At 55.1% G+C, this 13435-nt stretch carries 13 protein-coding genes, 1 tRNA gene and 1 pseudogene; 4 read left to right on the forward strand and 11 right to left on the reverse strand.

The window, feature by feature from the left end:
- The first annotated feature begins 14 nt into the window (after nucleotides 1-14).
- Nucleotides 15-482, forward strand: a complete 468-nt coding sequence (locus F4555_RS04630) for a hotdog fold thioesterase (RefSeq protein WP_115326031.1) — start codon at nucleotides 15-17, stop codon at nucleotides 480-482.
- Nucleotides 483-654: 172 nt separating this feature from the next.
- Here F4555_RS04630 and F4555_RS04635 read toward each other — a convergent pair whose 3' ends face one another.
- Nucleotides 655-1266, reverse strand: coding sequence for an ANTAR domain-containing response regulator (locus F4555_RS04635; RefSeq protein WP_004012337.1), 612 nt, complete (start codon nucleotides 1264-1266; stop codon nucleotides 655-657).
- 93 nt (nucleotides 1267-1359) lie between these two features.
- On the opposite strand from F4555_RS04635, the gene F4555_RS04640 reads away from it, so the two are divergent.
- The 3 genes from F4555_RS04640 (at nucleotide 1360) to F4555_RS04645 (ending at nucleotide 2387) form a co-directional block, all read left to right on the forward strand.
- Nucleotides 1360-1436 (forward strand) — tRNA-Leu (locus F4555_RS04640).
- The gene (locus F4555_RS11130; RefSeq protein WP_258556404.1) at nucleotides 1409-1537 is read left to right on the forward strand and encodes a hypothetical protein; all 129 of its coding nucleotides are present in this window, start codon (nucleotides 1409-1411) and stop codon (nucleotides 1535-1537) included. The genes F4555_RS04640 and F4555_RS11130 overlap by 28 nt, the downstream gene beginning before the upstream one ends.
- 142 nt (nucleotides 1538-1679) lie before the next feature.
- The gene (locus tag F4555_RS04645) at nucleotides 1680-2387 is read left to right on the forward strand and encodes a DUF3800 domain-containing protein (RefSeq protein WP_004012335.1); all 708 of its coding nucleotides are present in this window, start codon (nucleotides 1680-1682) and stop codon (nucleotides 2385-2387) included.
- Nucleotides 2388-2606: 219 nt separating this feature from the next.
- Here the strand turns inward: F4555_RS04645 and F4555_RS04650 are convergent, their stop codons facing one another.
- The 10 genes and pseudogenes from F4555_RS04650 to F4555_RS04695 all read right to left on the reverse strand — a co-directional run bounded on the left by F4555_RS04650 (nucleotide 2607) and on the right by F4555_RS04695 (nucleotide 13391).
- Nucleotides 2607-2807 carry a hypothetical protein gene (locus F4555_RS04650; protein WP_115326030.1) on the reverse strand — a complete coding sequence of 67 codons (201 nt, stop codon included), beginning with the start codon at nucleotides 2805-2807 and terminating at the stop codon, nucleotides 2607-2609.
- Nucleotides 2808-2834: 27 nt separating this feature from the next.
- Nucleotides 2835-4012 (reverse strand): annotated as a pseudogene (locus F4555_RS04655) (IS1249 family transposase).
- Between the two features lie 779 nt (nucleotides 4013-4791).
- Nucleotides 4792-5010 carry a hypothetical protein gene (locus F4555_RS04660; protein WP_115326029.1) on the reverse strand — a complete coding sequence of 73 codons (219 nt, stop codon included), beginning with the start codon at nucleotides 5008-5010 and terminating at the stop codon, nucleotides 4792-4794.
- A 393-nt stretch (nucleotides 5011-5403) separates the two neighbouring features.
- Nucleotides 5404-6354, reverse strand: a complete 951-nt coding sequence (gene lgt / locus F4555_RS04665; protein WP_004012332.1) for a prolipoprotein diacylglyceryl transferase — start codon at nucleotides 6352-6354, stop codon at nucleotides 5404-5406.
- Nucleotides 6351-7214 (reverse strand): indole-3-glycerol phosphate synthase TrpC, encoded by an 864-nt coding sequence (locus F4555_RS04670; RefSeq protein WP_004012331.1) that lies wholly within the window; start codon nucleotides 7212-7214, stop codon nucleotides 6351-6353. Before F4555_RS04670 ends, lgt begins: the two co-directional genes overlap by 4 nt.
- Before the next feature lie 110 nt (nucleotides 7215-7324).
- The gene (locus F4555_RS04675; protein ID WP_004014190.1) at nucleotides 7325-8995 is read right to left on the reverse strand and encodes a hypothetical protein; all 1671 of its coding nucleotides are present in this window, start codon (nucleotides 8993-8995) and stop codon (nucleotides 7325-7327) included.
- On the reverse strand, nucleotides 8992-10383 hold the full coding sequence (locus F4555_RS04680; RefSeq protein ID WP_004016778.1) for a proteasome accessory factor PafA2 family protein: 1392 nt from the start codon (nucleotides 10381-10383) through the stop codon (nucleotides 8992-8994). Before F4555_RS04680 ends, F4555_RS04675 begins: the two co-directional genes overlap by 4 nt.
- 3 nt (nucleotides 10384-10386) lie before the next feature.
- Nucleotides 10387-10590, reverse strand: a complete 204-nt coding sequence (locus F4555_RS04685) for a ubiquitin-like protein Pup (RefSeq protein WP_004012328.1) — start codon at nucleotides 10588-10590, stop codon at nucleotides 10387-10389.
- Between the two features lie 34 nt (nucleotides 10591-10624).
- Entirely contained in the window at nucleotides 10625-12253 is a 1629-nt protein-coding gene (locus tag F4555_RS04690) for a proteasome accessory factor PafA2 family protein (protein WP_004012327.1), read from the reverse strand.
- Entirely contained in the window at nucleotides 12246-13391 is a 1146-nt protein-coding gene (locus F4555_RS04695; protein ID WP_115326028.1) for a tRNA (adenine-N1)-methyltransferase, read from the reverse strand. The genes F4555_RS04690 and F4555_RS04695 overlap by 8 nt, the downstream gene beginning before the upstream one ends.
- Between the last annotated feature and the right edge of the window lie 44 nt (nucleotides 13392-13435).

The raw sequence follows: 13435 nt of genomic DNA on the forward strand, positions 1-13435 counted from the left end.
GTTACCAGGAACGCATGAACACGAAACCGACAGTGGGAAATATTGGGGAAACCACAACCGCAAAGGCCGGAGAGACCCGGGAAACCGCAAAGGCCGGAGAAGCCGGGACAAAACTCGGCATCGAAATTCGCGCCACCACCGCCGAGTCCGCCGAAGCCACCATGCCGGTGGTGGGAAACCGTCAACCCTACGGGCTGCTGCACGGGGGTGCCACGGCGTTGCTGGCCGAACACACCGCTTCGGTCGCCGCCGGAGCCTGGGCGGCGACGCATGGCATGGCCGCAGTCGGAGCAAACCTGACGATAACCCACGTGCGACCGGCACAATCCGGCACCGTGCGCTGCACGGCACAAGCCCAACACTTAGGGCGACGCACCGCCGTCTATGCCTTTCAGGTCGTATCCGAAACCAGCGGGAAACTGATATCCTTCGGGTCGGTCAGCTGTCAACTGGTGGCCAAAAACCCGGATGGCGCCTCATGAAGCCGGGCGAAAAAAACCACCCGCCGCCACAACGACACCGGGAACCAACCGAGCAAAGGAAAACCCGGGCGACTAAACCACCGGGTCGGGCGCCGGACTAACCCCGAAAAAGCCCCCGAAAAAGCGGATACCAGGCGGCCAACAAGAGGCCAAGAAGCGACTTAGAGGCGGCTTAGGCGCTCCCCAACTGTTCGATAACCGCGTCAGCGACCTCGCGCATCGACAAACGACGATCCATCGAAGTCTTTTGAATCCAGCGGAAAGCCTCGGGCTCGGACAAATCCATTTTTTCCATCAACAAGCCCTTGGCGCGATCCACCTGTTTGCGAGTCGTCAAGCGATCTTGTAAGTCAGCGATGGAATCCTCTAGAGTCAGCATTTCCTGGTGGCGCGACAAGGCAACTTCCGCCGCCGGAATCAAATCCTTAGCTTGGAAGGGCTTGACCAGGTAAGCCATCGTCCCGGCATCCTTAGCCCGCTCAATCAGTTCCTTGTCGGAAAAAGCCGTGAGCATCACTATCGCGCAAGGCACTTCCTTCATGATTTTATCGGCCGCGCTAATCCCATCCAGACGCGGCATCTTGATATCCATCACCATCAAATCAGGTTCCAGTTCCAAAGCCAGTTTCACGGCTTCCTCGCCGTCGGCGGCCTCTCCCACCACCTCGAAGCCATGTTCCGTGAGTGTTTCCACCACGTCGAGCCTAATCAAGGCTTCGTCTTCGGCCACGATGACGCGACGATTTTCCTTGTCCTGACTGGCTGTTACAGCACTACTCCCCATAAGTTTGCAACCCCTTTGACACGTTGTTTTGTAATTTCCTGTCTTATACTTTAGTATAAATGTCGTCTTGAAACACGTTTTCGTGCAAGAGATGCCCTGGTAGCCCAATTGGTAGAGGCGGTCGGCTCAAACCCGGCTTGTTGTGAGTTCGAATCTCACCCGGGGTACCATCGCTATACCCAAAAACAAGCCAAAAACTCACGCTATAGAAAACAAAGTTGCACAGCTGCGCGAACGTGCCCCGGAACTGTATTTCGAGGATGTTTCCTAAGTTTCCTGTGGCTTATTAGGGCTTACAGAGCCGTTGCTGTATCGGCCGTCTTCATGCTAGACTCGGGGCACAACGTGCTGGCTACCAGTCCGTTGCCAGACAGTCGCCTTGCTTTCGCGGGGCGACTGATAGGATAACCACCATGAGCCACCTTGACAAATATTTCCAGCTCCCCCGAAACATCGAAGTTTCCTCAATCTACATTGACGAATCAGGTTCTCGAAACTCACGCGGCGGCTTCTTCGTGATTGGCTTCGTCAAGGTGCGCGACCCTGCGTTTCTTTCCCGTAAAGTCCGTGCAGTTCGTCAACGCCACGGTTTCTATCGAGAAATCCACTTCGCCCAAATCAGTAAACGCAACCTAGAGTTCTATTTTGACCTGGTGGAAACCCTCGCCGCCGAGAATGTTCGCGTGGGCGGGTCAGTTTATGATTCCCACGGGTCTTTCAACTCTGGCATGGAAACGTGGCAGCAGCAAGCCGAGATGGCGACCCGGCTAGTGGTTGGCAATGTTAACCGTGGAGAGCTGGTGAATGTTTTTCTGGATTTGGTGCAAACCCCCGCAGGGCAGACAGTAGCGCAACTAGTGAAAACAGAGACTAACAGGCGGCTCAAGACACGGGGTGTTCTGGAAGCCTATGACGTGGATTCGCGAGCGACTGACTTGGTTCAATTGGCCGATGTGGTGGCTAGTTCAATCAACTTCGAGCGTCGTAAAACCAGTCTTGATGGTGGGGGTACGCCGAAGGCGCGGGTGGCGGCGCGTCTGCGCCGCGCCCTTGAGTTGGATAGTTTCGATGACGTGCAACGCGGGAAAGTGAATATCCTGACTTTCCAAAACAAGTCTTGACAAAAAACAGCACTGAAACGTATGCTTAAACATGTAAGGGGATTTGGGTGAAAGACCCCACCACCCTCTTACCTGGGCATGACTTGCGGTCATCACCCCAGGAAAAGGCGCAACCTTGTTTTGCGCGTGTTCATAACTTAACACTTCCGCCCCTGTTCTTTGGATTTCCGAAGGTGACGGGGGCGGAAGTCTTTTTACCACGCCGCGCAGGTGGGAGGTTTAGCTGCTTGCTCCCAGTAGGCCGAGGCGGGTTCGGTAGGTGTGTTGGAACGCCTCAACCAGCCACATGGGCTGGCCTAGGGCTTTGGCGATACCACCCGCGTGCCCGCCGTATTCACGCTCCCAAAAGGCGTATTCGTCTTGGTTGATGAGCGCATAAGCGACGGCTTGGTTTATCTCAGGATTGGGGTTAATAACCAAATTATGTGTCTTTTCCCGGGCGTGTCGTTATCGTATGGTTCCTTTGCGGATGGAGATATCTGGGTGGTAGTCGGTTTGGGTGAGGTCGATGCCGACATCCCATAGTGCGGGTCCGGGTTCAGGTTCTCTGGTTTGTGGTTTGGCCTGGGGTTTTAGGTGTTCAGGTTTGATGAGTAGGTGGGGGGTAACGGGGTTTCCGCTGTGTAGGTAGCACCACCACTCGACGGCGCGTCTCATGTGGTTTTCGGACAGACCCCGGTGGCTGCGGATTAGTGCTTTGATTTGGGCGTTTATGCCGCCTTCCAGCGCGTTCGTAGTCGATGGCAGCGGCGAGGTGGCTTGGGCTTGCAGGCTAGGGTTTAGGAAGGCGAACAGGGTGCCTTTACGGGTCTGAGTGGCGAGGAGATTGTAGGCTTTACGGGCGTTTTGGTGGTGTACCACCACTCCTGGTTTGGTCTAACCCAAGTGGGTACGTTATCGGGGAGAACCTCGCTGCGGTAGGTTTTCTCCCCGAGCCATTTCCCATAAATATTGTGGAATTCCTGGAGTTGGCCTATCCATTCATCGGCCTGGTCGAGGGTCGTGATTTTCACTAGGTTTTGTGCTAGTCCCCACAGGGTTTTGTGTGCATCGAGCTTGGGAGTGCGGGTGGTTTGAACGCAAATATTGCGTTTGACGTGTACTAGGCAGCGTTGCACCACAGTATCCGGCCAGACCTCGCTAATAGCACGCAGAGCCCCCGCGTTCCCATCGGTAAGCACTAGTAACGGGGGCGGCAGCTGCTGCAACAAAGCCTTATATGCTGCGGCGTTTTCCCTTTGGCACCACTGTATAGCTAGGACTTTTCCTTGTGTTTGCGCCACAAGCAGGCACCACCCGTAAGGCAGGTAGGTGCCGTCGATTTGGATATAGTCATATATCTCACCCGTCACCGGAATCACCGGTTCAACCCGCCAACACCACTCGGTTTTCCTCACCCAAGTGGTGTAAGCAATCTTTAAATCAGCTAGCGTTTGCTTGTTAACCAGCCAGTTTACGAACTTGTCAAACAGAGCAGCGTGGGAAATATCATCTCGAATGTTACTCCACGATGCACCGCAATTGTTGCATCGCCATCGGATGGCTCCGCTAGTAGTGGTACCGTTCTTCTTTACACCGGTTTTTCCGCAGGTCAAACACTTTCTGTTACTTGGTTTTCTTGGCATACACCAAGCACACCGCAACCCCTAGCACGTTTCTGGGGAATGTCAAGCATGGTTTCGATTTAAGCTAAAAAAGCTAACCAACCCCGACTTTACGTTGCTATACCAACCAAAAACCCAAAAATAAGACACATAATTCGGTTATTAACCCGGTTTAGCTGCTTGCTCCCAGTAGGCCGAGGCGGGTTCGGTAGGTGTGTTGGAACGCCTCAACCAGCCACATGGGCTGGCCTAGGGCTTTGGCGATACCACCCGCGTGCCCGCCGTATTCACGCTCCCAAAAGGCGTATTCGTCTTGGTTGATGAGCGCATAAGCGACGGCTTGGTTTATCTCAGGATTGTGCGTCGGTTTTACGGTCGAAAGTCCTGCTAATGTATTGCGGTTCCCTGTCGTCTAGCCCGTATCGTGGGTTAGCGTATCGCGCGCGAAAGCTGCCGGAGGGGCGTTTGTCTACGTTTCCGAAGCCACTTTTTCTAATCTTGCCTGTCATTTTTCCGCTCCTTGCCAGTTGAAAGTCCCGATTTTTCAAGGACATACCCAGGACATAAGCCAATGTAAAACGGCGTTATTTGCCGTAAAACGGCAGTAACATTAAAACGCGACTTTTACTATAAATACCAACGAAAACTCGACTTTTCACAGTAATAGCAACGAACGTAAAAAACCGTTTTTTGGAGTTCGAATCTCACCCGGGGTACCATATCGGGGTGAAGTTCATTGAACTTCACCCCGTCTTTGTTTTCCCGAACTCCTGATACAGGTTTGTGGTGGCGCTGGCCACCTACATCGCGGGAACCAAATCCAACCCCAGAAAATCCAGAGCCCGACGTTGGCGTGCCCCCGGACGGTTCAAGTCCTGTAGGGCAGATTGCACCTTGGGATCGTTGGCAAAATCAGCGAACCAAGGACGTGCCACTTCGGTAAGATCACCCAAGTTCACGATGTTCTTGGCTTCACGGTGAAAGTTCTTGTCGAAAAGCGACCAAGTGTTGTTATTCATTTTAATTTCTCCTATTCTCTCCTGCTATCAAGTGGAAGGCTGGCACAGAGATTGCGCCTGTAACCTTCCGCGCAAACCGGGGAACCCCGCTTGACGCTGTGGCGTTTTCCCAAACACGTCATTAGACGCGGCGTGGAAACACCAAAGTTTCTAATCCGGCTTTCGGCCGCCAGCGGAAAAACACGCTGGTTTGGTGCCCGTGCCCGAGGTCACTCTTCCTTGCAAACTCTCGAAGCATCCGGGGTCACTATAAAAAGAATATCATAATCTATAACACGATGAAAGTAAAATCGTCGGCCAGTCGACAGACAAGTCATGTAAACGAGGCACCAAGCAACAACTCGTGCTCAAGGCGGCCGAGGAATTACGGCATATTGCCATAAGCTGCCATTCCTACCGGTTTTCCGGTTTGGTTATTTCGCTCACCTTGGTCTCGGATTTAGTTTCGGCTTCATGAGGTGCCAGCCGAGGCAGCTGGCTAGGCTGGCGCCACCGCCGTGCCACATTCAACAGTATCAGGCCAAAAAGAACCCCCGCCCCAGCCACAATTTGGAACCAACGAATCCCCAAAACGGTGTATTGGAAATCAATGCGCACGAATTCCAGAGCAAAACGACCCGCAGAATAGAACAAGAAATACAGGGCGGCCAGCTCCCAGGCATAGAGTTTCCCGGCCTGCTTCCGATAGTGCTCGTAGCCCAAAATCACCCCAACCCCAATCAAATTCCACAAGATTTCATATAGAAAAGTTGGGTGAAACAGGGTACCGCTGGCCACTCCGGATGGCAGATTAGCATCGGCTATCCGCAAGCCCCACGGCAAAGTAGTCGCTGAACCATAGACTTCTTGATTGAAATAGTTACCCAATCGCCCCAAAGACTGTGCCACCAAAACCGTGGGCGCCACCGCGTCGATAAAAACCCCCACCGGTAAGCGACGACGACGTAGCATCACAATCATGGTCAAGAGTCCAGCGATTAAACCCCCGTAAATAGCCAAGCCACCCTGCCAAATCGCAAAAGGCTGCCACCAGGGAATCCCCGGACCAAAATACTGGTGAGGATAGGAAGCCACCGCCATCGCGCGTGCCCCCAAAATCCCGAAAACACAGACATAAACCCCCACGTCCCACAGCAAATCCGGGTTACCGCCCCGGCTCTCCCAGCGTTTAGCAGACCAGATAATCGCCACGACCATCCCAGTCAGAATCCACACGGCATACCAGCGAACTGTCAGCGACCCAAGCGACAAAAAAACCGGGGAAGGCGGCGAAGGAATGGATACCGGCCACGCCAAGCCCGGTTCCATAAGCGCAGAAAATACTGAAATCAAGGTAAAACTCATGGCGTATCCCCTTCGTCGGTGTCAGACAGATGGTGACGATAGCGAGAGGCTCGGTCAGGGCGCAACGCCGGGTGTTGGGCAGCGGAAGTCATCTGTTTAAGCAAAGCCCGGGGATCAGAAGAACGAACTAATGATTCGCCCACCAAAACCGCATCCGCACCCACCCGGGCATAGTTGAAAACATCACGCGGTCCGCGCACCCCGGATTCCGCTACTACCGTCACATCAGGGGGGATCACATCAATAATTTGTTCGCAATTATTGCGATCCACCTCGCCAGTTTCCCGGTTACGGGCATTCAACCCAATGATGCGTGCCCCCGCCGCAATCGCCTGGCGTGCTTCGAGCCGGGAATGACATTCAACCAAAGGTTCCATTCCCAAGGATTGGGTGCGTTCCACCAAAAGACCCAATACCAGTGGCTCCAACAAGGCCACCATCAGCAGCACCATGTCCGCACCCAAGACTCGCGACTCATGAATCTGGTAGGGGGTGACCACGTATTCCTTACGCAACAAGGGCACCTCCACCGCGCGACGCACCGCCTTAAAGTCATCAAGGGTACCCAGATAATTCGGAGTTTCCGTTACCACCGACACCGCCACGGCTCCACCCGCCACATATTCCCGAGCCAAAGCCGCCGGATCCTCGATTGGATCCAAGAATCCTGCCGTCGGGGTTTGACGTTTGATTTCGCCCATAACCGCCACGAAACCGGGATGAGAATGCAACACGGCGGCACCATTTTGGGGACTGGGAGCCAAGTGCGTCAGTTCCCGCAAAGCTTCCAAGGGAAGGGTAGCCTCACGCAACGCAACCTCGGTTTGCGTTTGTCTATAAATCTCTGGGTAAGACAACATTGGGTAAATCCCTTCCTGTGTCTATATTTTCTCGACATCATCAACTTTCACCAAATCGGGATGTTTGCAAAGCCAGGTAAAGGACGCAAATTGCCTGGTTAAACGGCTTATTAGAGGGCGCGGCTCGCTTTGGGGTGAACTGGTTCCCAGCTCGCCAGAATATCCACCACTAAAATCGTGGCTTGATTGCCAGATCCCTGGGCGGGGGGAACCTGAATCACCAGCCGCGAGCCGACTCGTTGGTCGATAATACCCCGGATGGCCCCAAGTTGAATAGAATCATCCAATTTCAGTTTCACCGGGTCAGACCAGTGATTTTTCAACAAAACCGGCGGGTTGGAATAGGAATACTCGAGGTATTTCACCAGCACACTTTGGCCGGCAGAAACCAAAGCTCCTTGTCCGGAAGCCAACGTATCTACCCGGAAATCACCGGAAAAATCCCGGGTTATCTCGGGGGTCGGAATGCCATTGTTATCCACCAATTTTAACCCGCTCTCAGGCGGCAAAGTCGTCATAGCCTGGCGCAAAGAGGTCTCTAACACGTCAATGACCCCGATTTCCATGTGGGCGCTTCCTTTGATTCCCGCTGACTGTACGGGGTGTTTCAACAGGTAGCGTGAGCCTTCCCGCGCGGAACGCAGCATGTTATACACTTCGGTGCCAAATACTTCGGGGGAAAATTTGCCCACCAACACTGAATTATCCCCGCCGGTAGACAGCAGTTTCCCGTCGGTGCCAGAAAACACCGTGATGCGTATAGCCGCAGTTTTACCGTCTTCGAGAAGGGCTCCTGTCCCGGGCTGTACCACTTCGGAAGAGGCCTGTTCCAAAGGCAGCGGATGTTTCAGGTTCAAAATCGGCTGGGCTCCCACCGCACCCAGTACTTCAACTTTGACTTTTTCGGGGTGCGCGGCCAAACCGCGAGTTTGAACCCAGATATACGGTATTCCCGCCGCTATCAGCAAAAACAGCAGTACCCCCAAGGTTAGCAGCACCGGAAGCTTCCAACTTTTCGCCAAGGGACGCGGTTGGGGCAAGCGGATACCACCGGTCTCGGGAGCATGAGCGCGATTGTTGCGGCGATGTCTGTTCAGGGCTTGCGGACGCGCAGCTTCGCGGTCACGGTCGCGGTCGCGGGGCGAGGGAGAACGGCGTTCCAGGCGCGTGGTGGGCGCGGCTCGCAACGCCGCTGCAGTGGAAGCAACCGGGGTGGCCAGCGCTGTCACACTGGATTCAACAGCGGTATCAAGGGCAAGCCGGGCGGATGCGGTGATATCCGGGGTCAGGTCGGGGGTTTCTTCTAGAGGCTCCGCCGTGAAAACTTCGGGGGCTACATCCACGCTTTGAACCGGACTCGCAGCTGCGCTGGAATCCGGGATAGCCTGTGGCAAAACCGCAGGTTTCACGGCTGCAGCCTGGCGCTTTTCCCGCCGTGTCTGGGGCCAATCCGGTTGCAAACGCCGCTGACGTTCCGAATCCGCCTGGTTGGTCATCATTTGGAGTTCAGCCAGATTTTGGAACCCGTTTTCATTTAGCCAACGGGTCAGCAAATCCGTTGCCCCCGCACTGACTGCCGACATGTCCGCCGGGGCGGTTTCGGCGGGGTGGTTAGGGGTAGCGGAAGACACTGCCTCGTAGATATCTTGTTGCAGTCGGTTCAGACGGGCACGTCGCCGTGGAGAACTCGATAAATCCCGCTGCGAGCGTGGGCGCGGTATAGCGTCCACCGAGCCGGCGGCGCGGTGTGAACGCTTCGGGGCCGGGGTGCTCTCGCTCAAAGTGTCTCCATTGCTCTCAATAGCTTAGCTACTGATTCCGATTCGGTAACAAACGGGTTGGAAAGGGTGATGTCGCCGCCAGCTTTTCCACGCAGGCGCAGCTTGGTCCAATCTGCTTGAAACTGCAGGTTGTGATCTTGGGCGCAACGGATGAATTGGCCACGCAGGGTGGCGCGGGTGTTTTGGGGTGGGGTGGTTTTGGCGGTTTCGACTTCATGAGTTGCGGTGAGGCGTTGTGCTAATCCCCGGGATTCCAAATTTAGTCCCGCCACTAAATCGTGATAAGCCAAATCCAGGCGCGCTAACTTTGAATCACCCCAGGTCAAACCTTGGCGCGAGCGCAGCTTTTCCAGCAAAGTCAACTTTGTTGGCCAGTCTAAAACCCCGTTTAAAGCCAGGTAATCGCCCGCAGCAAGCGCTTTAATCCAGGCTTGCCACTCATGAAGTACCTCGCGATATCCGGCGGGCAGCGTTGCCTCACTGTATATGCGCGACAGCCGCGAACAGAACTCGGCTTGCAACTCCAAGGCGGTGAACTGTTTCCCCGAGACTAGTTCGAGGGGTTTTCCTTGGTGTGGCAGGTTTTGGGTGATTTCCTGTAAAGCTCCAATCGGATTATTTAATGCTATATCAGAAAAATCGCCACCAGCCTCCAGGGCACCCAACAAAAGATTCATCATCGCAATTTTCGCGCGGGTGGGGGATTCCAAAACATTGGAATCCCCCACAATCACATGCAATCGCCGGTACAGTTTCGCATCCCCGTGTGGTTCATCGCGCGTATTCACGAGGGGGCGGGTAGTGGTAGTGGCCGCCGACACGGTATCGTCAATCTGAAAAGCGCGTTGCGACAGGCAAAACTTGGTCTCGCCCTGGATGCGCAACAGTGCCCCCGCACCCAAAAAAATCTGGCGAGTAACCAAAAAAGTGACCAAGGCATCGGCCAACGCACGGAACTGACTCGTACGATATAGCAAATAGTTCTCGTGACACCCACAAGAATTCCCCACTGAGTCCAGATTATTCTTCAACAGGTGCACTTGGGTGGGAATGCCGGTTTGGTCGGTTAGTCGCTGGCTGGCCGAGACAGCCATATCCCGCAAAATTTCAGCTCCGGCACGATCTTGAGCCAAAATATCTTGCAAATCCAGGCATTCCGCCGTAGCGTATTCCGGGTGGGAACCCACATCTAGATAGAGCCGCCCCCCGTTTTCCAAAAACACAGAACTAGCCTGGTAGCGTTGGTGAATCGGCGCAAAAAGCTCTCGTCCCACCGTGTCCGCATCCACCACCCGCCTTCCATCTTGTCCAGCAGCTAATACGCCGTATTCGGTTTCTATCCCCAAAATTCGCGGTGGCAAAGAATCCAAATATGTTAACTTAGTCACGGATTACTCCCCGCCTTTTTGCACGAATCCCTGGACGAAATTCTGGGCATCATCCGCAACCATATCCTCGATATCGTCAAGCAAATCATCCAAATCTGGCGAGGACGCACTCGGGGCAGTGTCCCCAGCAGACCCGGCATCTGGCGGTAGCGTAGAAACTTCAGGCTGAAGCTGCTGGGGCTGGGTAGAGTGTGACTTATTGTCCATATTTTCCTCCGTATCCTCGAAACAAGAAAGGCACTCACAGTTCCGGTATGTACAGTGCCGAGGCAATCGGGTCGCCCAATGACAGGCGACGCAATTGTTCCTGGCCGGTTTCCACTACCAGGGTATTCCACGAGGCCGCCACCAGGTTAGGATTTTCGCTGACAGCTTTCCCGCGCTCGGCAGCACGAGTTCCCGACGGGGCTTGCAAGGCTGCAGCGGCCACTCGGTTGGCGGGAACGATTACCTCCATTCGTGTCCCAAGTTTATCCACCGGGGAACACCCGGGACGCAAATCCGCCCAGCGAATGTCCAAAGCCGCCAGCTTGGGATTCTCCCATCCCCCTGGCAGCCGCGCCGCGAGCCGCGAAAACAGCTCGTGCTTTGCCACCCACTCCACCCGAGCACCAGCAGTGCCAGCACGTAACATTTCCGTAGTGTCCACCCAGATTTGGGCATCTTGCCGAGCACCAGCAGTCAGCAAAGACGTATCGGCGCTGGCTAAGAATTCCGCACACCGCGACGCAGCTTCATATTGCCAGTCGAGCGCACTGCGCTCACGTCCATCCGCACAAGCCAGGCGGGTGGAAAAATCAAAGTCACGCGAAACTTGCCACACTGCCTCTACTGGGTCACAGGTAAAGTACATGCCGGCAGCAGGGAAGCTCACGCCGAGTTTATCGGCCAGCTCTATGGCAGCCAACCAGGCTCGAGTCGAGGCGACCTTCGCCAGAATGGAACCTTGGAAGCGGTTTCCGTCACCGTTAATCACGTGGAGGCGACGCCATGAGGTGCTGGCGTGAGGTTCATCGCGAGTATTTACTATCGGACGGTTAAACGTAGTTTGCAGGCCAACCAAATCCGCCACAAAATCAGCACGTTGCGAAATCTGGAAACCAGGATTTTCGCTGTGCTGTCCCAAACCCACCCGGCCGGCACCACAAATTACCGGACGGGTGACCAAAAACGGTACCAAAGAACCCTTTATTTTATCAAACGGAATTTGGCGCGGCACCAAATAGTTTTCATGCGTCCCATAAGCCGAACCTTTGGAATCGGTGTTGTTTTTATAAAGAACCAGGTCAACGCCACTATCTAAAGCTTTTGTCATAGCAAAACGGGCAATGTTTTCCCCTGCCGCATCCCAAGTAACCGCCTCGACACTGGTCAAAACTTCCGGGGTGGCGTATTCAGGATGCGCATGATCAACATAAAAACGCCCCCCGTTACTTAGCACCACATTGGTGAGCATCGGCGAGGCCAGATTTCCTAACTCGCCGGGTTTCACGATGGCACCTAATGAAGCCGAATCCCCAAAGGCAGCAACCGCATCCGACATCGCCACAGAATCCGCGCCCCCGCCAGTTACCCCCGCCCCGGGATTATCCCCACTAGGAGCAAAAACCTCGGGATTATCAGTCAGTAAAGAAGGATGCGCGCTGGCACGATCCAAGTGACCCCCGCGCATATCTGCCAACGGATCCTCACCCGCCCAATCCCAAGCAACCGCGCGTCCATCAGGACGCAAACTCGCCTGCCACGAACGCACCGCCTGAGCCGTCGCCACCGACAAGGCCTCGGCCGAAACCCGCTGACGCGAGGACACTTGCGGATTCAACGTCACCCCATATTCGGTCTCTAGCCCAACCACCCGGTGATTAACCACAATCCGCCTCGAATCCCGACGCGCTATCCAAAGCAACAACCGACTCGCCCACCGGCTCAACCGTAGCCTCCCCGGAATTCAGCGCACTATCCGGCGCACTATCCGGCACGCTATCAGCCATCCCGTCAGTAAGCCCCATCAAAGCCGCCTTAGCCTGGGTATCGCGCAACACCCGCCGCAATTTACGCGGGGAAATCGGACGTGACCCCTCGTATTCCAAAGATTCGTCCTCCCACAAGGCATCACGCGAATCCAGCGACCCCACCGGCTGCTCGCCGCGACGAATACTGGTTACCCCATCCGCCAAGCGTCGCGCCGTGAAAATAAACCCGGTATGAGCCACCATCCGATGATCCGGACGCACCGCAAGCCCATCCACATGCCACGGACGAACCAAGGACTCCCAAGAACTCAAAGCCGTGAAGCCCCCGAAATTCCGCAAATCTTGCCCCAGACGTGCCAATTGAGTGGCGGTGGTAATATAGCAGGTCAGCACCCCACCGGGCACTAAAACTCGGTGGATCTCGGCCAGGTGTTCCCAGGGTAACAACATATCCAAAACCACCCGATCCACGGATTTATCCGGCAACTCGACCAGGCCGGCACTCAAATCGTCCAGGCGCAAATCCCACTGGGGCACATTCCCGGAAAACCACATTTCCACATTTGCCCTGGCAATCTGGGCGAAATCCTCGCGTTGTTCGAAAGAAATCAGCCGGCCAGCCGGTCCCACCGCCGCCAGCAAACTCATAGACATCGCCCCGGAACCAGCCCCGGCCTCAACCACGGTGGCACCCGGGAAAATATCGCCCTCCATTATGATTTGCGCGGCATCTTTGGGATAGAGAATCTGGGCACCACGCGGCATCGACAGATGGTAATCCACCAGCAACGGGCGCAACGCGGTAAAACGGTGCTCGCCCTTGTCGGCGGGAATAACACTGCCTTCCGGCATTCCGATGACCTTGCTGTGAGGGAAAGCCCCCTGGTGGCACTGGAAATAACCCTTCGCTTCGAGCAGCTCCGTGTGCATTCGCCCCTTTTCATCGGTCAATTGCACCCATTCACCCGCACGAAACACCCCGCGACGGCGCGCCTGGCCGCCCGGGGTAGGTAAATTTATCCTTGGTTGTTCCATGGCTTCAATCTTAAACGCTTCGAGCCCTTTGGGGAATTTACGCT

This window comes from Mobiluncus mulieris (genome assembly GCF_014204735.1).
In the GTDB taxonomy this organism is placed as follows: domain Bacteria; phylum Actinomycetota; class Actinomycetes; order Actinomycetales; family Actinomycetaceae; genus Mobiluncus; species Mobiluncus mulieris.

Coding starts and splice junctions, on each gene's coding strand:
- F4555_RS04645 (WP_004012335.1), top strand. CDS start 1,680: ATGAGCCACCTTGACAAATATTTCCAGCTCCCCCGAAACATCGAAGTT.
- F4555_RS04695 (WP_115326028.1), bottom strand. CDS start 13,391: ATGGAACAACCAAGGATAAATTTACCTACCCCGGGCGGCCAGGCGCGC.
- F4555_RS04670 (WP_004012331.1), bottom strand. CDS start 7,214: ATGTTGTCTTACCCAGAGATTTATAGACAAACGCAAACCGAGGTTGCG.
- F4555_RS04635 (WP_004012337.1), bottom strand. CDS start 1,266: ATGGGGAGTAGTGCTGTAACAGCCAGTCAGGACAAGGAAAATCGTCGC.
- lgt (WP_004012332.1), bottom strand. CDS start 6,354: ATGAGTTTTACCTTGATTTCAGTATTTTCTGCGCTTATGGAACCGGGC.
- F4555_RS04685 (WP_004012328.1), bottom strand. CDS start 10,590: ATGGACAATAAGTCACACTCTACCCAGCCCCAGCAGCTTCAGCCTGAA.
- F4555_RS04630 (WP_115326031.1), top strand. CDS start 15: ATGAACACGAAACCGACAGTGGGAAATATTGGGGAAACCACAACCGCA.
- F4555_RS04660 (WP_115326029.1), bottom strand. CDS start 5,010: ATGAATAACAACACTTGGTCGCTTTTCGACAAGAACTTTCACCGTGAA.